This window comes from Clostridium facile (assembly GCF_014297275.1).
GTDB lineage: Bacteria > Bacillota > Clostridia > Oscillospirales > Ruminococcaceae > Massilioclostridium > Massilioclostridium facile.
In genome coordinates this window covers 1,839,175-1,861,138 of record NZ_JACOQK010000001.1, presented here as the reverse complement: position 1 = coordinate 1,861,138, position 21,964 = coordinate 1,839,175, and the positions used below count along the sequence as shown (strand labels likewise).

17 protein-coding genes are annotated in these 21,964 nt (G+C 38.3%); 11 read left to right on the top strand and 6 right to left on the bottom strand.

Features of this window, described 5'->3' with window-relative positions:
• The first annotated feature begins 160 nt into the window (after positions 1–160).
• From H8Z77_RS07735 to H8Z77_RS07725, 3 genes are all read left to right on the top strand, one after another.
• Positions 161–4,000: a glycosyl hydrolase gene (locus H8Z77_RS07735; RefSeq protein ID WP_186996666.1), complete on the top strand. Its 3,840-nt coding sequence runs from the start codon at positions 161–163 to the stop codon at positions 3,998–4,000.
• Between the two features lie 466 nt (positions 4,001–4,466).
• Entirely contained in the window at positions 4,467–5,396 is a 930-nt protein-coding gene (gene cysK, locus H8Z77_RS07730; protein WP_069987358.1) for a cysteine synthase A, read from the top strand.
• A gap of 594 nt (positions 5,397–5,990) precedes the next feature.
• Positions 5,991–6,653: a DUF3592 domain-containing protein gene (locus H8Z77_RS07725; protein WP_186996665.1), complete on the top strand. Its 663-nt coding sequence runs from the start codon at positions 5,991–5,993 to the stop codon at positions 6,651–6,653.
• A gap of 250 nt (positions 6,654–6,903) precedes the next feature.
• On the opposite strand, the gene H8Z77_RS07720 is transcribed toward H8Z77_RS07725, so the two are convergent.
• Positions 6,904–8,139, bottom strand: a complete 1,236-nt coding sequence (locus tag H8Z77_RS07720; protein ID WP_270739335.1) for an aminopeptidase — start codon at positions 8,137–8,139, stop codon at positions 6,904–6,906.
• A 29-nt stretch (positions 8,140–8,168) separates the two neighbouring features.
• Entirely contained in the window at positions 8,169–8,951 is a 783-nt protein-coding gene (locus H8Z77_RS07715) for a hypothetical protein (RefSeq protein ID WP_186996663.1), read from the bottom strand.
• Positions 8,952–9,170: 219 nt separating this feature from the next.
• On the opposite strand from H8Z77_RS07715, the gene H8Z77_RS07710 reads away from it, so the two are divergent.
• Together H8Z77_RS07710 and H8Z77_RS07705 are read left to right on the top strand one after the other, a co-directional pair.
• Positions 9,171–9,461 carry a hypothetical protein gene (locus tag H8Z77_RS07710; protein ID WP_069987354.1) on the top strand — a complete coding sequence of 97 codons (291 nt, stop codon included), beginning with the start codon at positions 9,171–9,173 and terminating at the stop codon, positions 9,459–9,461.
• On the top strand, positions 9,422–10,363 hold the full coding sequence (locus H8Z77_RS07705; protein ID WP_083256356.1) for a polysaccharide deacetylase family protein: 942 nt from the start codon (positions 9,422–9,424) through the stop codon (positions 10,361–10,363). Before H8Z77_RS07710 ends, H8Z77_RS07705 begins: the two co-directional genes overlap by 40 nt.
• 341 nt (positions 10,364–10,704) lie before the next feature.
• On the opposite strand, the gene H8Z77_RS07700 is transcribed toward H8Z77_RS07705, so the two are convergent.
• Both H8Z77_RS07700 and H8Z77_RS07695 read right to left on the bottom strand, forming a co-directional pair.
• Positions 10,705–11,187 carry a YbaK/EbsC family protein gene (locus tag H8Z77_RS07700; RefSeq protein ID WP_186996662.1) on the bottom strand — a complete coding sequence of 161 codons (483 nt, stop codon included), beginning with the start codon at positions 11,185–11,187 and terminating at the stop codon, positions 10,705–10,707.
• A 21-nt stretch (positions 11,188–11,208) separates the two neighbouring features.
• Positions 11,209–12,483 (bottom strand): ATP-binding protein, encoded by a 1,275-nt coding sequence (locus tag H8Z77_RS07695; RefSeq protein ID WP_186996661.1) that lies wholly within the window; start codon positions 12,481–12,483, stop codon positions 11,209–11,211.
• Between the two features lie 277 nt (positions 12,484–12,760).
• On the opposite strand from H8Z77_RS07695, the gene ilvB reads away from it, so the two are divergent.
• The 6 genes from ilvB to H8Z77_RS07665 all read left to right on the top strand — a co-directional run bounded on the left by ilvB (position 12,761) and on the right by H8Z77_RS07665 (position 18,543).
• The gene (gene ilvB / locus H8Z77_RS07690) at positions 12,761–14,380 is read left to right on the top strand and encodes a biosynthetic-type acetolactate synthase large subunit (protein ID WP_069987352.1); all 1,620 of its coding nucleotides are present in this window, start codon (positions 12,761–12,763) and stop codon (positions 14,378–14,380) included.
• Positions 14,381–14,398: 18 nt separating this feature from the next.
• Positions 14,399–14,887: an acetolactate synthase small subunit gene (gene ilvN, locus H8Z77_RS07685; RefSeq protein ID WP_069987351.1), complete on the top strand. Its 489-nt coding sequence runs from the start codon at positions 14,399–14,401 to the stop codon at positions 14,885–14,887.
• Positions 14,888–15,065: 178 nt separating this feature from the next.
• Positions 15,066–16,064: a ketol-acid reductoisomerase gene (ilvC, locus tag H8Z77_RS07680; protein WP_069987350.1), complete on the top strand. Its 999-nt coding sequence runs from the start codon at positions 15,066–15,068 to the stop codon at positions 16,062–16,064.
• A gap of 174 nt (positions 16,065–16,238) precedes the next feature.
• Entirely contained in the window at positions 16,239–16,601 is a 363-nt protein-coding gene (locus H8Z77_RS07675; RefSeq protein WP_186996660.1) for a DUF6483 family protein, read from the top strand.
• Positions 16,602–16,618: 17 nt separating this feature from the next.
• Positions 16,619–17,029, top strand: coding sequence for a PaaI family thioesterase (locus H8Z77_RS07670; RefSeq protein WP_186996659.1), 411 nt, complete (start codon positions 16,619–16,621; stop codon positions 17,027–17,029).
• A gap of 344 nt (positions 17,030–17,373) precedes the next feature.
• Positions 17,374–18,543 (top strand): DUF5050 domain-containing protein, encoded by a 1,170-nt coding sequence (locus H8Z77_RS07665; RefSeq protein WP_186996658.1) that lies wholly within the window; start codon positions 17,374–17,376, stop codon positions 18,541–18,543.
• A gap of 537 nt (positions 18,544–19,080) precedes the next feature.
• On the opposite strand, the gene H8Z77_RS07660 is transcribed toward H8Z77_RS07665, so the two are convergent.
• Both H8Z77_RS07660 and ymfI read right to left on the bottom strand, forming a co-directional pair.
• Positions 19,081–20,994: an NAD(+) synthase gene (locus H8Z77_RS07660; protein ID WP_186996657.1), complete on the bottom strand. Its 1,914-nt coding sequence runs from the start codon at positions 20,992–20,994 to the stop codon at positions 19,081–19,083.
• 91 nt (positions 20,995–21,085) lie between these two features.
• Positions 21,086–21,820: an elongation factor P 5-aminopentanone reductase gene (ymfI, locus tag H8Z77_RS07655; protein ID WP_186996656.1), complete on the bottom strand. Its 735-nt coding sequence runs from the start codon at positions 21,818–21,820 to the stop codon at positions 21,086–21,088.
• Between the last annotated feature and the right edge of the window lie 144 nt (positions 21,821–21,964).

The window sequence follows — 21,964 nt, the reverse complement described above, 5'->3', positions numbered from 1 at the left end:
TAGCACAGTTTTACAAATTTTACAATAGATTATTTTTTGAAACATGTTGTTTTTTTATCATAGTAATGTACGAATAGCTGATTGAGTAACCGTCAAAACAACTATATAATATAAAACATAAGCATAATTTATGGTTATAAATTTTACTAAGGAGGAAATTATGAGAAGCAAAAAAACAAATTTATGGAAAAAATGTACTGCTTCCGCATTAGCGGTTGCCATGGCAGCTACATCCATTAGTGCGTTGAGTGTTCTAGGAGTATCTGCACAAGAGAATATCAACACAACTTTGGTGAGTGAATTTCAAAATCCGCCGCAGCAAAGCAAAACAATGATCCGTTACTGGGTTCCTGGTGCTGCGGTAGAAGAATCCGCTTTACGTCGTGATGTAAAACAAATCGCAGATTTAGGGTATGGTGGTTTAGAAGTTGTTTCATATATCCAGATGATTAAAGGGGTTCAGGATAACGATCAATGGGGGACAGAAAATTGGGACCGTGCAATGGAGATTATTGTAGATGAAGCACAAAAATATAATCTAACAGTTGATGTTACCAATGGTCCTGGATGGCCGATTTCTTCTCCAACATTAAAAAATGCGGATGATCCAGGCACTTCCTATGAAATGACCTATGGTACTGCGGATCTTGTTGCAGGAGATACCTACCAAGCCATTGTTCCAGAACGAAACACGATAAGAAGCGAAGGGACAACAAAACTGTTTGCAGTAGGAGCCTACCAGTTAACTGCAGAAAAAACCATTGACTTTAACAGCTATATTGACCTGATGGACTATGTAACAGTAAATCCAGATGATAACGCACAGAGTACGTTGAATTGGACTGCACCGGAAGGGGACCAAAACTGGGTTATTTTTAGTTTTTGGGAACAGCCAACAGCTCAAAAGGAAGCTAGCGGCTACTATGTTGTGGACCACTATGGCATTGATGGAGCGAATGCCTGTAAAGCCTACTGGGACAGTGTAATGGATGAAAAAGATTACTTACACTATGTTAATTCTTTATTTAATGATTCTTTGGAAAATCAGGTAGATAAAGAGTGGACAAGAGGATTCCAGGAAATTTTCAAACAGCAAAAAGGATATGACATCACTCCATATTTACCTGTTATTGGTGGCGGAAATTATTATCAGACCCAAGAAGGTCCAAATTATGATTTTACAGATGCTGATTTAACCGAACAAATTAACAATGATTATAACGAAGTTGTAACCTATTGCTATAATGAATATCATCTGAAACCACTGGAAACAATGGCAGAAGAATATGGCATGAATATCCGTTATCAGGTAGCTTATAACAAACCAATGGAAGTAGAAACTTCTGCTTTATCTGTAGCAATTCCGGAAGGAGAATCCTTAAACAGAGCATCTTTAGATAATTTGAGAATGATGGCTTCTGCTGTACATATGACGGACAAGCAGATTTATTCCTATGAAGCTGCAGCCGAATTTGGAAATGCTTATGGGCAGAGCTATGAAGATATCGCTTGGCATCTGAAACGGAGCTGGGCAGCAGGAATGAACCGTCAGGTATTGCATGGCGCAGCTTATAGTGGAGAATTACAAGAAGGTATCCATGGTATAATGGGAGATTTTTGGCCTGGATATGCACCTTTTATGGGATATATTTCGAATGAATGGAATAAAAATACTTCATATGAAAACGCAGCAGATTATATTGAATATTTCACCCGTTATAACTATATCATGCAGAAAGAATCCAAAATAGATATCGCTGTTTACCGCCATACCTATGAGGATAATTACATGAAGAGCGGTGGCGATGGGGAAGATTGGTTCCCAGATGACAGCATTTTAAACCGCAATGGCTACTCCTATGAATTTGTAAACCCAGATATTTTGAATCTGGAAACCGCCACTGTCACCAATGGGGTGTTAAATGAAAACGGTCCAGCCTATAAAGCGATTGTCATCCACAATGAAGATAGGATGTCACCGGATGTGGCACAGCGGATGATTGACCTTGCTAATGATGGTATGAAGATTGTGGTTGTAGGGGATGCTCCAAGCAAACTGATGTACCGCAGCGAAGTAAATGAAGGCTATACCGCCCAGGATATTGTCAACGCCATGAATACGTTGCTGCAAAATCCAAATGTGAAACAAGTATCGGATTACGACCAGCTTCCAACAGAATTGACAGAATTAAATGTTCAGCCAGATGCTCAATACAGCACACCAACTGACTTGTTGGCAAAACATCAGGTAGATGACAATGGAGATTTCTATTATCTTTATAATTACAATAGAATCTGTGCAGAAGATGCCAATGCTACCTTAGCAAAAGCAGGAACCGCTTATCCGGGAATCAATAAAGATTTATTAACCGCAAAATCTCTGGATGTAACTTTAAAAGGAGAAGGGAAACCATACCTATTAGACGCATGGACAGGGGAAATCACCCCAATTGCGGAATATCAGCAAAACGATGGATCTGTGACATTGCACCTTGATTTTGATAAAGATGAAGCAAAATTGATTGCTCTGTTAACTGACCAGGAGGCAATTGAAAACGGTTTAACTCCACAATCGGTTTATGCAACTGATGTTACTGGGGATGCTGCAGTAAATTATCAAGATAATGGTATGGTATTAAAATCCACCCAGGAAGGAACCTACACTGTTACCGCAAATAACAATCAAATAGATAAAGTGGTAACAAAAAATATCCAGGACCCATTTACAGTAGAGGAATGGAACTTACAAATCAAGTCATTAGAGAAAAATGAAAATGGCAGCATTTATTTCTATGATTCCCAGTGGAAAGAATTAGATCCAGTTACCATTACCGAGTTAAAAGGATGGAAAGACATCAATCCAGAGTGGAAAAATGTGGCTGGGATTGGAACTTATACCACAACATTCCATTTGGATAAAGGTTATGATCAGGGATATGGCGCATATATTGACCTTGGAGAAGTAGAAGATACTTTTACCGTAACTGTAAATGGAACAAAACTTCCAATGGTAAATCAAATTAATACAATTGTAGATATTGGCCCATATGTACACGCAGGGGAAAATACGGTTATTATAGAAGTAGCTACAACGATTTATAATCAGGCAAAATCAAGCTTTATTATATCCAGCATGCCATTAAAAGAAAATGGTCTGTTAGGAAATGATGGTGTAGTAACGGTTACTCCATATCAAGAAATTCCAGTAGAATTAAGTGCAGATACTTCTATTTTGAATTCTGTGATTGCTTATGCGGAACAAGCCAAAGCAAGCGGGGAATATGACAATGCCATTGAAAGTGTACAAAAAACATTTGATGCAGCATTGGAAAATGCCAAGGCAGTAGCAAATAACGCAGCAGCAACCCAGGAAGAAGTAAATGCAGCATGGAAAACACTGTTGAACGAAATCCATAAATTAGGATTTGTAGCAGGCGATAAAACAGAGTTAGCAAGCTTAATCGCAGCAGCAGAAGGGATTGACCTGAGCAAATATGTAGAAGCAGGTCAAGCAGAGTTTACCGCAGCATTAGAAGCGGCGCAGAATACTTACAATAATGGAGACGCTATGCAGGCGGAAATCAATGAAGTAGCGGATAATCTGTTAAACGCAATGTTGAACCTGAGATACAAAGCGGATAAATCTATTTTGGAAGAAGTAGTAGCAGAGGCAGAGAAAGTGGATGCGAACGCATACACAGCAGAAAGCTACGCAGTACTGGAAGCAGCAGTAAATGACGCAAAAGCAGTACTGGAAAATGAAAACGCAACCCAGAAAGAAGTAGACGCAGCAGTACAATCTGTGCAGGCTGCAATGGATAGTTTAGTAGCAGTAGAAGGAACAGAAACACCATCTGATAACAATGCTACTCAGACTGGACAGGAAAATACAACAACAAAAGCAAACGCAGCGAAAACAGGGGATTTTGCTCCAATCGCAGGTGTAGTAATGTTAGCAGTAGCAGGCACAGCAGTATTACTTTCCCGTAAGAAAAAATAATATTAAGGGAAAGATAAACGTTTATAAGCCCGATTCTAACTGAATCGGGCTTTTTTACTACAGTATATTATATAGCAATAAAAATAGTATCCATATACAATTTGACTACCTGATTTTTCTATTGATTAAATTTATACCTGGAGAATATTGTCTAGATTCAAATTGAAAATGTAACAGTTAACAAAACAGAAATTATCTTATAAATATAATAACTAATATCAAGGTTATTCTACTTAGATGGAAAGTATTTTAAAAAATCAATGCTAGTCATAATCAAATAGGAAAAGTATTCAATTTATGGCTGTGGTTTCACTCTTTGTATTTGTTTTTTCATATAATAAATAAGTAGACCTTTTGTTGGAAAAATAGTTTGCATTTAAAAAATTTTGTTATATAATAAATATTATTGGCTTATTATTGGGTAGGATATTCTCCATGAAAAATTTTACGTCAAAGGGGTTTTTGGATGATCTATAACAATGTGTTAGAAGCGATGGGAAATACACCTGTAATCCGTTTAAATCGGATGGTGGAACCAGATAGCGCTCAGATTTTGGTAAAATATGAAGGATTAAATGTAGGTGGTTCTATTAAAACAAGAACTGCTTTTAATATGTTAGCACAAGCGGAAAAAGAAGGAAAATTACATAAGGATACCATCATTGTGGAACCAACTAGCGGTAACCAAGGAATTGGGCTTGCGTTAATTGGTGCGGTACGTGGCTACCGTACGATTATTATCATGCCGGATTCTGTAAGCGAAGAAAGGCGGAAACTGGTTCAGCATTATGGTGCGGAAGTGATTTTAATCCATGATGATGGAAATATTGGAAAATGTATTGAGGAATGTTTAAATACCGCTATGCGAATGGAACAGGAAAATCCAAATGTATTTGTACCACAACAGTTCTCTAATTTAGCAAACCCGGCGGTTCATCGTTACCATACTGCTTTGGAAATTTTGGAACAGGTTGGGGAGCCAATCCATGGATTTTGTTCTGGTGTTGGAACAGGTGGTACGATTACAGGAATTGGCGAAGTGTTAAAAGCACAAAATCCTGATATTACAATCTGGGCAGTGGAACCAGAAAACGCAGCCATTTTAGCCGGAGGCAATGTTGGAACCCATTTGCAGATGGGGATTGGAGATGGATTGATTCCAGAAATATTAAACCGTGAGATTTACAGCGATATCTGCATTATTTCAGATGAGGAAGCAATCCAGACAGCGAAGGATTTGGCACGTTTGGAAGGCTTAATGTGTGGAATTTCCAGTGGGACCAATGTAGCAGCAGCAAAAAAACTTGCTAAGAAATTGGGCAAAGGGAAAACAGTAGTTACTGTCCTCCCTGATACTGCCGAACGTTATTTCAGTACCCCTTTATTTGATGAATAATGAAAAAAATACCTTCTTGTTTTTTAGAAGGTATTTTTTCATTGTTATAGAAACCATCGGCTATGCCGGTGGAGGCTCTCGCCGAAAAGCTTTCGCTTTAAACATCGAGCGAAGCGAGCTGCTAACAGCAATCTTATCGTAACGAAAAAACTATCGTTGGAAGAAAATTGCTTGTTTACGGGCGGCAGGGCAAGTGATGAAAAAGACAGATATTTCAGTACGTCTTTCGATGCTTGACGGTACTATGCTCTTCTAGAGCTTACTCAAGCCACCAGCTTAGCTGGTGGTCATGACTAGAGAGGAAACCATTGTCTTTAACAGTTGGCTTATAAAAAATTTTTACTCCATGTATGGAATGAATCGATATCAGCAATCTTTCGATATCAGAAAGAATGATAAGCTGCTTATTTATGGGTTGTAAGGTGGATGATGTAGACGTTAATCTCTCAAAAATTGTATTTACGTTATAAGTGGTTTCGATTCTCTGCATTGCCTGGATTTCATTTTTTGTAAGACCAAGGTAGATAGAAAAGCTTTTGTATAAGACTTTCTAACAAATATGAGAATCAAAAATGTGGATTTGGGGGAATCATATTGGATAAAAAAGTGAAAATTCCAGCATCTATTTTTCTTTTTATCGTGATATTATGTGGAATGTTACTGTTGTTTTTTGGTATTAAAAATACTATACAGCTGAATCAAACATCAAATCATTATCATTCAACGGAAGGATATTTTGTGGATTATACTCTGTATTCGGAAGGTGGTTATGATGCGGTTAGACACAAGCACACCAATGATACATACCAGTTAATTTATCAGTATACAGTTAATGGGCAGGACTATACCGTTGCTACTGACTATGGTTCTGGTGTAATTCCAGAGATAGGCAGTACCAAACAAATAAAATATGACCCGAATGCCCCAGAAAATGCAATTATTGGTGGAACCAATAGTGATAATGCCATGATATTTATAGGATTTTTGTTTGTTGCTATTCCTCTCTTTATGTTCCTTGTGATGATAGGAGTTTCCGGGAGATTTATCCGTATTTGGGCGGGTATGATTCTTTTGATAGTAGGATATGGAGCACTTTCTATCATGGCAGGTAGCTTTTCTCCGGTTAAAATAATCGAGTTTTTCTTTTTTTCCTTTACATTATTTTTGTTCATTCCAATTCTATTGATTGTGGTTGGAGTTTTCATCCTGATCGTCAATTTATTTTTTGATAAAGTGGAAATTCAGGAAGAAAAATAGTGGGTAATTCTATTAGAAATAATATAAAAACAGGCAACGAAACTAGTTGCCTGTTTTTTAATATAGAAATTAAAATTTCTGTTTTCAGGAAAATGATATGAATTTATCAGCTCATTCGTTGAGTACTGAGTAGAGATATTATAAAATACGATTCTATGATACCATACAAACATCAAAGTCCGAATAAATGGGTAGAGATGCTTTATTAAAATATCGTGATAATCTGTGTTAGATATCATTGGATATTATTTTAAAAAGCCCAGTTGCCATCTTTAAAAATCAAAATTTCAGAACCATCTTGACAAATTCCTGTAATATCTAGGTCTTTCGTACCTAACATAAAATCTACATGGGTTGCGGAATCGTTCATACCTTGTTGTTTTAGTTCTTCCATAGTTTTTGACAAACCATCCTGGAAACACTCTGGGAATCCTTTTCCAATGGCAAAATGGCAGGCTGCGTTTTCATCATAAAGGGTATTGTAAAAAATTAACCCCATATTAGAGATTGGGGAGTTATAGGGGACAAGCGCCACTTCCCCTAAATGATGAGAGCCTTCATCAATGGCGATCAATTCTTGGAGGGATTCCAACCCTTCCTCCGCTGTTACGTTTGTAATCCTACCTTGTTCAAACTGGATGGAAAAATTGTTGATAACTGTCCCTTGATAATTCAGTGGCATTGAGCTGTAAACAATTCCATCTACCTGGTCTTTGTGAGGGGTGCAAAAGATTTCTTCGGTTGGCATATTGGGAAAGAAATAAATACCATCCTGGGTTTTATCCCCTCCGCCAGCCCAAACATGGTTATCAGGCAAACCAATGGTGATATCCGTCCCTAAAGAGTTGGAATAGTGCAGTGCTTTAAATTGTTTTTGGTTTAAAAATGCTATTTTTTGTTCAAAGCTCTCTTTATGTGTTTGCCACGAAGCAACAGGGTCAGGGGTATTGGCTCGTACTGCGGTAAAAATTGCGTCCCATAATTTTTGGATAGCTTGTTCCTCTGGTATGTCTGGAAATACCTTAACAGCCCATCCAGCCGTTGGAACCGAAACAATGCACCAACGGTTAATGCCCATATCCAGGTTATCGTAAAATTCCTTGCAGGCCTGGTGCATTGCTTTGACCCATGCTGCAGGTTTTTTTGGGTCAACCCCTGCAAGTGCGTCAGGGGAACTTGCGGAGATAGAAAGATGTGCTGCGTGTTTACGGGAATATCCGTTTTGAAATTCAGACATCCAGGTTGGGACTTGTTGAAACTTTTCAATCGGACAATGATCATATTTTAAACGGGCTAATTTTTCATCGTTCCACTGTACAATGACTTCTTCCGCACCAGCCAAATAAGCCTGTTCTGCGACTAGGTGGACAAATGGAGCACATTCCACAGGGGAAGAAATGACAAGCTCCTGCCCTTTTTGGAGGTTAACACCTGCTTTTACCACCAGTTTTGCGTAATTTTTGAGTAATTGTTGAAATTCCATGATAAAAACACCTTCTTTATTGTTTTACTTTATTATGGCCAGATATTGTTAGGGTCAACCCCATATACCTGGATGACTTCAAATAAATCGCTGTTAGCAAGGTCTTTTGGAGTAACCAAAAAACCGCCGTCACTGTCTAAATCGTAACCATACCATTGATAAGCCTGCCACACCAGATGGGAGCAGTTGGTACAGCTGATCGAGTCCTGGGGCTGATTTTTCCAATGCCATAACCCCATTCCTAGAGAATAGGGAAGGTCATTTAAATAAACTAAAGCGTTTTGTGCAATCATTGCCCGTGTTTCCTTATCTGTATCCTTTAGACGTAGCTGGATAAAGTTAGGGTAAGATTCCCATCTGCTCACTGTGCTTAACCGGGAATTAGTTCCTAATGTAATGGATTCCAATGTGTTTTTATTCTCCTCATCTACCACAATGGCAGCGTGTCCATTCCTCCATCCAAAGGTATGGGAGGATTTTGTGATGAATACGTCCCCTTCCTGTACATTTGCGATGGAGGTTCCAATCGTGTATTTGCCATCCTGGTTTACAATGATTTCTTCATGGGAAATAACCGTATTGGAATAACATTGATAGATAGGAGTATCAAAAAATTTTTGCTGATAGTCTAGAATTGTTTTGGAAGGGTGAAATCTGGTATCTAAAATTTGATCAATCGCTGTTTTGGATAAACCAGTTTGTTCCCACAGTAGCTGATAGTCCTCTTGTGAAAAATGTTCTTTTTGTAGAATTGGTTGGAGGTCGACCTGCTCATAATCAGGGGTAATATGGGCTTCTGGTTCTGCCAGATACATCCAACAAAACAATCCGCCAACAATCATAAGAAAAAAGCTAAAAAAGGGGGTAAATCTTTTTAACTTCAGGGTGGACACCTCCTTATTCTATCAACTGTATTTTAATACGGAACTGTAACAAAATATTTGCGTTTTTATGACAAATTTCCCTTTATTCTTTACTTTATCCCGTTCCTGTTATAAGATAAAAGAGTATTTTAAAATAAGGGAAGGATTTATATGAAATTACGTCCAAAATGGAAAGGATACCTCATTGGTGTATTGGCAGTAGCCTTTTTGGTTTCGGGTGGTATTTGTATCCAACAGAATATTCAAGCGGCAATGTTGTCCCATCAATTCAACCAAACTTCAAAAGAGTTAGAGAATGACCAAAAAAATTTGGAACAGCTGGAACAGCAAACAGGACAGTATCAGCAGGAACACCAGGAAGAAATCCAAAAGGGAAAATCCAACCAGGAGGCATATAAAACATGGAAAGAAAAATTCGACCAGACACAGCAAAAATTATAGGGAAATCCAGCCGGTTTTGGATGATATGCGCCATTTTGATCATTGGTATTCTTTGTAGCACAGTTTTAGGAGCTTGGGCGCATGGGAAAATCCAAAAAACATCTGGACAGCTGGGAAAATTAAATCCACAACTGGAACAAATTAAAACGGATTACCAAATGGCGCAGCAAAACCTAGAAGAGCTAGAAAACGCTGTGAACAGTTCTCAAGAATATCAACAAAAAATGCAAGAGATACAACAACAGTTTTACCAGCTGATACCACAGATAGACCAGAAAGCACAGGAAAACCCAAATGTGAAAGTAGCATACCTTACTTTTGACGATGGTCCCAGCGGTACATATACTCCACAGTTTTTGGAAGTTTTAAAGGAACATCATATCCTAGCAACCTTTTTTGTGGTAGGCAACCAGGTAGAACAGCATCCGGAAATTGTGCAGCAAATTCAGCAACAAGGGCATACTATTGCAAACCACAGCTATTCTCATGATTTTAACAAGGTGTATTCTAATCCAACCGCTTTTATTAATGATATAGAACAGGCAAACAATGCAATTGAACAAGCTTGTGGACAACGTGCAAAAATAATCCGTTTTCCAGGAGGTTCTGCCACAGCCAAAGGGCAGTTCCCAGCAATCAAAGAACTCCTCAATCAAAAAGGGTATACCTATGTGGATTGGAATGCTTCCTGTGGAGATGGCAGATCAGGATATACAGGGGATCAACTTTACCAGAACACAGTGAATTCCATTCATGGAAACAATCGTGTTACGATTTTAATGCATGACCGCAGCCAGGCTACTTTGGATGCTTTACCGAAAATTATTTCCTACTTGGAAGAAAATCAATACTTGATTTTACCGTTAACACCGGATCAACAGATGGTTCAGCAGAAAAAATAATGGAAAAGCACAGTCCGGAACAATATTTCCTCATTCCGGATGTGCTTTTGTCGTAAAGTGGAGGCATTTTTCTTATTTTGCCCTGTTGATATAAAAAATCATGTTTACACTCTGGATTATTTTCCCACAAAGTATCCAATTAAGGGGTTTTTATAAAACAGAAGCACTCCGTTTACTTTTTAAATCGTATTTTTATCAATGATTCATGATATATCTTAATATTCCGAATAAAACGACCCTAATTCCAATAGTGAAAGAATATCTAGAAGTATTTTTCATTAAATACAGGAATTATTTAACTATTTTATTGTTCTTTGATTTTTTTCTATAGATTTAGAAAATTATGATTCTTCTGTTTGCCAGCCTTTACAAACATCTATCCATGCTTTACTATTGGCAGCTCGAAATAATTCCTCACAGGAGAGTCTTACTCCACTGTTATCATTTCCAGCAGCGGGATATACTGTTTCAAACCGCTGTAGGGAACAATCTGTGTACACTTTTATATTTGAATGGATTCCAAAAGGACAGACTCCGCCTACGTCATGACCGATTTTTTCTAAAACTTGTTCCCTTGGAAGCATTTTCGCCTTACAGCCGAAATATTCCCGATATTTTTTATTATCTATTTTGGCATCACCAGCTGTTACGATTAAAATAGTGTCCCCATTTAAGTCGAATGACAGGGTTTTTGCGATGTGTTCTGGCTTACATCCCAATGCTTGTGCCGCCAATTCTACAGTGGCGCTGGACTGTTCCGGTTCTATGATGCGGTCTTCCAAACCAAACGTTTGCAGGTGTTTTCTTGCTGCTTCGATTGACATTTCAATTTACCTCTTTATTGATTAGATTTCCAAATTTAATTTAATCCTTGCCTCAATATGGTCTATGTATTGCCGCGCCAAACGTGGGGTCCTTCCACTGTTCGCTAAGGCAAAACGTTCTGCGCCAGCACAGAGTTTTTCATCTTCCATTTCAATGTGACGGTCAGCAGCCAGTTGGCGTACAATAGTTAGGAAATCGTCTTTGTTTGGTTTCATAAATGTCACAGTCAGCCCAAAGCGGTCGGAAAGAGATAGGCTTTCATCCATAGTATCCCCCCGATGAACTTCATTTCCTTCTCGGGCAGAGAAAGTTTCTTTGATTAGATGGCGGCGGTTGGTAGTTGCATAGATTGCCACATTATTTGGACGGACGCTGAGGGAGCCATCTAAGATCGCTTTTAGGATACCAAAATTGTCATCGTTTTCGTTAAAGGTCAAATCATCAATAAAGATAATAAATTTTAATGGAATATTTTGGATGGAGTTAATTAGCTTATCCAAGTCGGCGATGCTGCGTTTGCTAATTTCTATCATGCGCAGGTTACGGTTTTTGTACTCATTTAGAATTGCCTTTACAGTAGAGGATTTTCCAGTACCACGGTCACCGTATAACAGTACATTATTGTATGGGTGCCCCTCTATAAAAGCAAGGGTGTTTTCCAAAACTTTATTCCGCTGTACTTCGTATTTTTTCAGGTCGGTTAAGCGGATGGGGTCCAAGGTAATAACAGGCTGAATGCCTCTGCCCATTTCAAAGATAAATGCTTTATATTTAGCGTACATTCCAACCCCATTCGCAGCATAAAAATCGGAAATGGCGTTTACCTGTTTTCCCCAGTCATCCCGTACAGGATAGCGGTGTTGTTCGATGGTATAATCCGGTAGGCTTTCCTCCAAAAAAGAGCAGCCTTTACATTGTTCCTGGAAATTTGCCTTAAACATCTCAGAAGTAATATGGGATATTTTGAACAGTGCGTGTAGGTCATTGGAAGCAGCCTGTAGAATTTGTGGGCTGAGGGAATCCAAACGATGTTCTGCAGATGCTTTGGAAAAAATATTGATATCATATAACACCAAATCAAAAATATAATCGGACAAGCTTCCTTGATATTCGCTCTCATATAATGTGCTGCACATCGCAGTATAGGAGGAGATTGCCTGAAGCTGCCCTTCCGCACTTTGGCAGGTATTTAGTTTTACAACGCTATCGTGTAAATTGCTAATAACCTTATCATTGCGTAGATTTTTATAGATGGATAAACCATCGATTAGAAATGCAATTGGAAGTAAGTCCATATCCATTCCCCTTTCTTTTAAAATGAAAATAAGCAAAAATAATAATTTGTTTATTGTTTTTCTAAAATTAATTTTTATTGTACCCTTTTTTAAAGATGATTTCAACTGTTCCCCCCTGTTTTTTGAAAAAATGTTTTGGGCAAATTTTATTTTGGGGTATTGACGTATCCCCCATTTTAACAGTATAATGAAAACAATTACAAATTATAAAATTGTAATGTTGTTGCTTTTCGTAATGATTGCACAAAAATTGATTTTAGAAAGGGAGGAGTGCACGATGATTACAGCTGCAGAAGCAATGGTACGATGTTTAGAAGAAGAAGGTGTGAAAGTCGTCTTTGGGTATCCAGGTGCGGCAATCTGTCCATTTTATGATGCACTTGCCTCAACTGATATAAAGCATATCCTAGTACGGCAGGAACAGAATGGAGGACATGCAGCCAGCGGCTATTCCAGAATTTCGGGACGGCCAGGTGTCTGTATCGCAACTTCTGGTCCTGGAGCGACCAACCTGTTGACAGCGATAGCAACCGCCTATGCTGATTCGATTCCAATTGTAGCAATTACCGGTCAGGTATCTACCGATTTATTAGGGCGGGATGTGTTCCAGGAAGTGGATATTACCGGTGCGGCAGAGCCTTTTGTAAAGCATAGTTATCTAGTAAAAGACGCAACACAGATTCCACGTATTTTTAAGGAAGCGTTTCATATTGCGGCTACAGGACGTCCAGGGCCAGTTTTGATTGACGTACCAGTTGATATCCAAAATTCGAAATTGGAATTTGAATATCCGGAAGCAGTAGATATTCGCGGATATAAACCAAGTGTAAAAGGCCATGTAGGTCAAATTAAAAAAGTGGCGGAAGCCATTTCTCATGCAGAGCGCCCATTGATTTGTGCTGGTGGCGGCGTTATCAATGCGGGTGCCTGTAAACAACTGGCTTCTTTTGCGGAATGTTGTGATATTCCTGTTATTACAACAATGATGGGGTTGGGAATCCTCCCAACAGACCATCCTTTGAATTTTGGCATGTTGGGGATGCACGGGTGCAGAACAGCGAACGAGGCGGTTTTAAACTCTGATTTGCTGCTGCTGATTGGCGCCAGAGTTTCCGACCGGGCAATTGCTAGCCCAAGTGTATTGGAAGGACGGACAAAAATTATCCACATTGATGTTGACCCAGCTGAAATTGGAAAAAATGTTGGGGTTAGTATTCCTGTTGTAGGGGATGCAAAGGTAATTTTAGACCAGATTGCTGAAGTAGTGGGAAAAGAAGAGCACACTGATTGGGTTCGTAAATTGACAGAATCCAAAAAAAGCTGTATGCGTGATTTTGACATTCCAAAACAGGGCTGTGTCAATCCAAAACAGTTCCTATCTATGTTATCGGATAAGGCCCCATCTAATACCACAGTAGTTGCGGATGTAGGGCAAAACCAAATTTGGACCGCAAACTATTTTAAGATCCGCGATGGTAAGTTTATTACCACAGGCGGAATGGGAACAATGGGATATTCTGTTCCAGCAGCTATGGGAGCAAAACTGGCGGATATGGGCCACAATGTAATCGCGATCTGCGGGGATGGGTCGTTCCAGATGCAGATGATGGAGTTGGCTACTTTATGCCAGTTCCATATTCCACTTAAAATTGTTGTGATGAAGAACAACCGTTTGGGGATGGTACGGGAACTGCAAACCAAAAACTGGGGAGACCGCCAGATGGCAGTCCACCTGGATGGAAGTCCGAATTTTGCTATATTGGCTTCCGCTTACGGGATTCCAGCAAAAACGATTACAGATATCTCCCAGGCGGGAGAGGCAATCAACGAGTTTTTACAGGCAGATACCTCTTTTCTGCTAGAAGTAATTGTAGATGAAAACGAATCAACACTGTAAAGGAAAGGAGAAAAAACCATGAAACGTACAATTTCTATTTTAGTGGAAAACCATCCTGGTGTTCTCTCCCGAATTTCAGGATTGTTTGCCCGCCGTGGATTTAATATTGAAAGTTTGGCAGTAGGGGTTACTGAGGACCACTCCACTTCCCGCATTACTATTGTAGTGGACGGGGATCACAGAACAATTGAACAGGTAGAAAAGCAGCTCAATAAGCTGATTGATGTTATTAAAGTAAAAACCCAGGAAGCTTCTGAAATTATTAGCCGTGAATTGATGATTGTCAAAATTTCTACTACACCAGCACAGCGTGGAGAGATTATGAACATTGCGGATATTATGGGAGCAAAAATTTCTGATATTACCCGTACTACAATGACATTGGAAGTATCTGATACTTGTGAACGGTTAGAAACCATGATTGAACTGGTTCGTCCTTATGGGTTAAAGGAAGTGATCCGGACGGGGACTATAGCGATCCAAAAAGGTAAGGATGCTTTGAGATAAAATGTTGAAAAACTACAATTAAAGTAGTTTTTTAACTTAATCATAAAAACTTAACTTATTAATTAAGAAAAACATTTGACAAAATATAAAACTTGTTATATAGTGTAAATTAATCACTTCAGTAAGACCCCGCAAACAAGCGGAGCACTATAAAAAACATTTTTAGGAGGAAACTAAAATGGCACTAAAGATTTTTTATGAAAGCGATTGTAACCTTGGTTTATTGGATGGCAAAAAAGTTGCAATCATCGGTTATGGTTCCCAAGGACATGCTCACGCTTTGAACTTAAAGGAAAGTGGCGTAGATGTTGTAGTAGGCTTATATGAAGGCTCTAAATCCTGGGCAAAAGCAGAAGCTGCTGGTTTAACTGTTATGACAACAGAAGAAGCTGCAAAAGCTGCTGATTTTATTATGATTTTAATCCCAGATGAAAAACAAGCTGATTTGTATAAAAATAGCATTGCTCCATACTTAACAGAAGGTAAAGTATTGGCGTTTGCCCACGGCTTTAATATTCACTTCAAACAAATTGTTCCTCCTGCTGGTGTAGACGTTGTAATGATCGCTCCTAAAGGGCCAGGCCATACCGTACGTTCTGAATATGTTGCAGGCAAAGGTGTTCCTTGCTTGTATGCGGTAGAACAAGATGCTTCTGGTAGAGCTACCGATTTGGCTTTGGCTTATGCTGCTGGTATTGGTGGCGCAAGAGCGGCTGTTTTGGAAACAACCTTCCGTGTAGAAACAGAAACAGACCTGTTTGGAGAACAAGCTGTATTGTGCGGCGGTGTTTGCGCTCTGATGCAGGCTGGTTTTGAAACATTAGTAGAAGCTGGATATGACCCACGTAATGCTTACTTTGAATGTATCCACGAAATGAAATTGATCGTTGACCTGATTTATCATGGTGGTTTTGGCGAAATGAGAGCTTCTATCTCCGATACTGCTGAATTTGGCGATTATGAAATTGGTAAACGTATTATCACTGAAGATACTAAGAAAGAAATGAGAAAAGTTTTATCTGAAATCCAGGATGGTACTTTTGCTACCAATTGGATTGCTGAAAATAAGAACGGCCGTGCTCATTTCAATGCGACAAGAAGAATTAAAGCAGAACATGAATTAGAAAAAGTTGGAAAAGAACTGAGAAAAATGTATTCTTGGAGCGACGAAAAATAAGATCAATTATTTTGTTAAAAAACCCTGGGCATCTTGCCCAGGGTTTTTAGTTGTTATAGAGATGAGAAAGCGATATGGTTATGATAACAAGAAATAGTATGACAGAAAACTCATTGCACAACAATTAATTTTATATTATAATGGAAAACAGAACAATGGAAAGGATGTGTTATTATGTTAACAGATGATTTTATTATAGAACAATCCATGATGGTAATTCGTTTTTTAAAAACAGCTTTGATCTCTCCAGGTGGTGGATTTATTGAAGAGGTGGAGGATATTCCTTTCCAATCCCCACAATTAGAAATAAAAAAAGAACTGGAGAGCCTTATAAAACAGAAAGAATATTGTCAGGCAGAAGATTTACTATATGAACAGTTGGAACAAGAAGAATCCGATGATAATTTATGTCTGGGACTTTGGTTTTACAATTGCCTGTTAGGTGAGGATGAAGAAACTATGGAAGAACATAATTTTGGAAAAGATGAAATCTTGGCGGGGTTAAAAGAACTGGAAAGCAAAAAAATAGATTTTTAAAGATAGGAGGAAACTGTATGACAGAACAAACAATCCGAAATATGCTAGAAAAAGACCGGTTCGCAAAATATTGCGGCATGGTATTAAAAGAGGTTGGATTGGGTTACGCAACAGTAACTTTGGATTTAAAGGAACATCATTTAAATGGCGCTGATCTGGTACAAGGTGGAGTGGTATACACTTTGGCAGATTTTGCTTTTGCGGCAGCTGCTAATTTTTCCGGAAGAGTTACCGTTACCATCAATGTACAAGCCAATTATATCAAACCAGCCAATGGAGATTATATTGTAGCAAAGGCAAAAGTGATTCATGAAACAAAATCCCTTTCCCATGTAAGGACAGAAGTATTCAATGATAAAGAGGAATTGGTTGCTACCTTTGTTTTAACAGGCTTCCGTACAAAACAAGAAATTAAAGATGAACTATAATAAAAACCATCAGCCATTTTCGCTGATGGTTTTTTGATAATGCAGTAAAACTGGTATTAGATAATGTGGTACCGTCATTTTTAGCAATCTCTTTGAGATACAACATTATGAGAAAGGGATATGAAAACCATTTACAAGGAGAAAATAATATATGTTGGTACAATGCTAATAAATTAACGATTAAAAATTTTTCGCTAATTTAAAAATTTATCTGGAAAAATTATCCATTATATGATATACTAAAGGAAAACAAGCATTATTGATAAAATGAAGGGACTGAAAATAATTCAGTTCTTACTTTTTTAATTATAATTGTCGAATTTTATCGAAAAAGGAAAAATGAAATGGAAAAACGTCCAAAGTTTATGCGAGCCTTACAGTATCTATTGCCCACTTTAATGCTGATATTTATTGGAATTATGATTGGATTTTCGATGACCGGAAACCATAGCACTCCAGATTGGGAACTCCATTCTATCGAAGAATTCAATACTAGTAACAACGGAAAAAATACCTCTAGCAGGGACAAAAATACAAAAAGTTCCACAAAATCGAAAACAACTAGTTCCTCTAAATCCTCCAAATCAGCTTCCACTAAATCAACCAGTAAAACAAAATCTTCTAAAAATTCTATAGAGGAAGGTGTAGAAGGTGGTGAAATAAATGATGGTATAGCATCGTTTCCAGATACATCTGCTCCTGATATCTCCTTGCAGCCTTATAACACAATTGGAAATACAAGCTCTAACTGTTTAAATGGTGGTATGGCAGCTGTTCAAGGAGAATGGATTTTTTATAGTGAAGCATCTGACCAAAACTGTTTATATAAAATGAGGACAAATGGTTCAGACATGCAAAAAATTTCGAATGAACCAGTTGGATATATCAATGTGGTAGGCGAAAAAGTGTATGCCCAAGCAAGGAACAATACTTTCAATGTGCTTTGTTACAGTGCAGTAACAGGGGAATTGATTCAAAATTATTTTGCTTTTTCTTATTATTTATCGGTGACAGACCAATACATGGTTTCAGCTGACAATACGGAGCATGCCAATCTATATTTGTACCGTTTTTCAGATGGATATCAAAAGGTTTTACTATCAGACAATAGTGCTAGCCAAATTTCTATGGTAGGGGATCGGATTTATTATCGTAACAGCAATGACAATAACTGCTTATATTCTATGGATACAAACGGCGGTCAAATCCGAAAAGAAATCAGCCAGAGTATTTTATCTTATAATATTAGTAATTCGGTGATTTATTATGTGGCGGAAGATGGTTTGCTCTACTCCAACCAGCAGGAAGCACCGATTTTATCCGATTCTGTTTCCTGTTTTAACTGTTCAGGAAATTGGATTTATTATGGAAACCGATCCGACGAAAATTGCTTATATGTGATAGACCTTTCACAGGGCTCAAAACAAAAATTAACAGAGTCACCAATAGAACAAGTTTGTGTTACAGGAGATTGGGTATTTTACCAGAGCAATGGGAATATTTTTGTGATCTAAAAGATAGATGTTTACAAAAATAGTGATTGGAATGATAATAAGATCATATGGTTAGTTTTTCATTGATTATGGAATTTGAGTACATATGATAACTACAAAATCAGGGAATCAATATTTTCAGCCAGATATACTTTACCGTAGAATTAGTTTTAACTATCTTTCTGTCAAAATATTGTATATTATTTTCCCAGAAAAGAGAAGCGACTTATAAATGTGGATAGCAGAAAATATTTATCTGCTGCAAGATTGAATGAATAGAATCAACAAAAGTCCCTGATGTAGGAAAGCAGAAACTACATCAGGGACTTTTTGCTATTTATTTTTCTCCTAAGGATTGCTAAAAAGTACCATTACAGATGAAATCGGTTGCGACATTTCAATGAAAGGGATTAAAATGCGATTCTAAAAAGTTTTATTCTTATTTAAAGAATAACATATCGATATGGTTTGATTTTTAGAAAATATTCCACTGTTGCAGGGATATAAATAGAAAAATAAAAAACGGGAAATTGGATGATATTTTTTGGCCCTTTCCAATTAATCCATTTGATCAAAATCTTGCATCCAAAGGGCAGCGCAAGCATCACTTGGCATCCTCCAATCGGCGCGAGGGGAAAGGGTAACCGAACCAATTTTGGGGCCATCTGGCAGACAGGAACGTTTAAACTGTTGTGCGAAAAAGCGTTTTCCAAAAGTAGTTAGGCATTTTACGATCTGCTCTTTTGGATAAGTATCCCCAAAAGCGTGTTTCGCTAAATAATAAATTTTATCAAAGGTAAATCCAAACCGAACAAAATAATATAAAAAGAAATCATGTAAAATATAATCCCCAATAATTTCTTCTGTTTTCTGTGCGATTTTTCCGTCTTTATCCGCTGGAAGAAGTTCAGGTGAAACAGGGGTATCCAAAATATCCTCCAATATTTTTTGGATTTCTCCACCCATTTGTTCTCCGGTCCATGCTACAATATGGCGTACTAATGTTTTTGGAACCCCTGCATTGACACCATACATGGAAATATGGTCGCCTGCATAGGTCGCCCATCCTAAGGCTAGTTCAGAAAGGTCACCGGTTCCTACTACAAGGCCACCATGTTTATTGGCGATATCTAGTAGAATCTGAGTTCTTTCTCTTGCCTGTACATTTTCATAGGTGACATCATGGATGGATGGATCATGGCCGATATCCTCAAAATGCTTCCTACATGCTTGGGTAATATCAATCTCTTTGGAGGTAATCCCTAATGCGTCCATCAATTTTTTGGAATTGGAGTTGGTACGTCCTGTTGTACCAAAGCCTGGCATGGTAATACCAAGAATGTTTTTCCGATCCCAACCCAGTTTATCCATAGCACGCACCGTTACCAGCAAAGCCAAGGTAGAATCCAATCCGCCAGAAATTCCAATAACAGGGTGTTTTAATCCAGTATGGCGCAGGCGTTTTGCAAGACCTAATGCCTGAATATGATAGATTTCTTCCATACGTTCGGATTTGTTCTGTTTGGAAGCAGGAATAAATGGGGTTTGGCTAATATGGCGTTGTAGTTGGTCAATCGAGCAAATTTTATGATTCAATGGAATGGAACGATAGGATTTTGACAGATGGAAAGTGGTGCTTTTTAATCTATCACAGGACAGACGTTCTAAATCCACATCTGCAGTGAGGAGCAAGTTTTCAAACTCCATCTGGGAAGCATCCGCTAAAATGTTGCCATTTTCCCCAATTAACAAGTGTCCGCTATATAAGGTATCTGTGGTACTCTCACAAATACCGGCAGAAGAGAACACATAAGCGCAGTGAGAACTGAAAGAGCGCTGTTTTACCAGCATACGGCGGTAATTTTGCTTACCAATCACGGCGTTGCTGGCAGATAAATTGCAGATAATATTTGCTCCAGCTTTTGCGTGATCAATAGATGGAGGGGCGTCTACCCACATATCCTCACAAATTTCAGCTGCGATGACGGCTTCCTCCATGGTAAACAGTAAATCCGTACCCATAGGAATCGTTTCCCCACAAAGCATAGTACTGTCACCACAAAAGTCTTTGGCAGAATCGAACCAACGCTGTTCATAAAATTCACCATGGTTGGGAAGGTGGGTTTTTGGGATAACCCCTTTGATTTCACCGGAGGAAATAACAACAGCACAGTTGTATAATTTGGCATTTTCATAGATGGGGGCTCCAACAAAAACGGTAATTGGTTTTTCCAGAGTATGTTGTTGAATCGTGGAGATTGCTTGTTCCACACCGTTTTTCATGGCAGAGGTCAATAATAAATCCCCGCAGGTATAGGAAGAAATGGAGAGCTCTGGAAAAACCAGCAAGCTTACTTGTTGATTTACTGCTTGATCAATTAAATTGCAAATTTCGGTTGTATTATACATGACATCTCCGACCCTTCCTAATGGACAGGCGGAGGCAATGCGGATAAATCCATAGTTTTTCATAAGGTATTGCTCCTTTTATCTTATTACATCCAATGATACTTTGTATTATACCATATTTTAGGGTATCTATGTAGTAGGATAGAAGAAAAAACTAGATAATGTATCCTCCATTAGAAGCTAATACTTGTCCAGTAATAAAATCCGCCTGGTCGGATGCCAGAAAATAAACGGCATTTGCAATGTCATCCGGGGTTCCCAATTTATTTAAAGGGGTTTCTTCTTTTAATTCTTCCAGAACATCTACGCCCAGCATATGGTTCATTTTTGTTTCAATTACACCAGGAGAAACACAGTTTACTTGGATACCCGATAGCCCAAGTTCTTTTGCGAGTGCCTTTGTCATACCAATTAACGCAGCTTTAGCAGCAGAATAGTGAACCTCGCATGAGGCGCCAACTTGCCCCCACATGGAAGAAATATTGATGATTTTTCCTTTTTTGTTGTGAATCATCCAGGGAAGTACTGCCTGGATACAATAAAAAGCACCATTTACATGGACATCAAACATCTTTTTCCACTCATCTGAGGTGATATCAGTAAAAAGTTTTTGTTGCGCAAATCCTGCGTTGTTGATAAGAATATTGATTCCACCCAGTTGTTGTGTAACTTCCTTCATCATATTTTTTACTTGTTGTTCGTTAGAGATATCCGCCTGTACAGCAATTACCAATGGATTCTGATTCCGTAATTTTTGTACCAATTGTTCTGCTTTTTCCCTATGATGATTGTAATGAATGGCAACTCGATATCCCTCTCGGGCAAATCTTGTGGCAATAGCAGAACCAATTCCACCAGATGCTCCGGTAACCAAAACTGTTGGATTCATAAAGCCCCTTCTTTCTCTAAATTTTTACTTCTATTATCCTAACGCAAAACAGTTGGCGTGTCAATTCAGTTATATCACAATGTAAAACTTATTTATCATCTGTATTTGTTTTTCTATTTATGGAAAAGAATATTTCCGAAGTAC

Bases quoted from the DNA above. Each gene is read 5' to 3' on its own strand.
- H8Z77_RS07735 (WP_186996666.1), top strand. From the start codon at position 161: ATGAGAAGCAAAAAAACAAATTTATGGAAAAAATGTACTGCTTCCGCA.
- ilvB (WP_069987352.1), top strand. From the start codon at position 12,761: ATGATTACAGCTGCAGAAGCAATGGTACGATGTTTAGAAGAAGAAGGT.
- ilvC (WP_069987350.1), top strand. From the start codon at position 15,066: ATGGCACTAAAGATTTTTTATGAAAGCGATTGTAACCTTGGTTTATTG.
- cysK (WP_069987358.1), top strand. From the start codon at position 4,467: ATGATCTATAACAATGTGTTAGAAGCGATGGGAAATACACCTGTAATC.
- ymfI (WP_186996656.1), bottom strand. From the start codon at position 21,820: ATGAATCCAACAGTTTTGGTTACCGGAGCATCTGGTGGAATTGGTTCT.
- H8Z77_RS07695 (WP_186996661.1), bottom strand. From the start codon at position 12,483: ATGGACTTACTTCCAATTGCATTTCTAATCGATGGTTTATCCATCTAT.
- H8Z77_RS07710 (WP_069987354.1), top strand. From the start codon at position 9,171: ATGAAATTACGTCCAAAATGGAAAGGATACCTCATTGGTGTATTGGCA.
- H8Z77_RS07675 (WP_186996660.1), top strand. From the start codon at position 16,239: ATGTTAACAGATGATTTTATTATAGAACAATCCATGATGGTAATTCGT.
- H8Z77_RS07665 (WP_186996658.1), top strand. From the start codon at position 17,374: ATGGAAAAACGTCCAAAGTTTATGCGAGCCTTACAGTATCTATTGCCC.
- ilvN (WP_069987351.1), top strand. From the start codon at position 14,399: ATGAAACGTACAATTTCTATTTTAGTGGAAAACCATCCTGGTGTTCTC.
- H8Z77_RS07670 (WP_186996659.1), top strand. From the start codon at position 16,619: ATGACAGAACAAACAATCCGAAATATGCTAGAAAAAGACCGGTTCGCA.
- H8Z77_RS07700 (WP_186996662.1), bottom strand. From the start codon at position 11,187: ATGTCAATCGAAGCAGCAAGAAAACACCTGCAAACGTTTGGTTTGGAA.
- H8Z77_RS07715 (WP_186996663.1), bottom strand. From the start codon at position 8,951: ATGTATCTGGCAGAACCAGAAGCCCATATTACCCCTGATTATGAGCAG.
- H8Z77_RS07660 (WP_186996657.1), bottom strand. From the start codon at position 20,994: ATGAAAAACTATGGATTTATCCGCATTGCCTCCGCCTGTCCATTAGGA.
- H8Z77_RS07705 (WP_083256356.1), top strand. From the start codon at position 9,422: ATGGAAAGAAAAATTCGACCAGACACAGCAAAAATTATAGGGAAATCC.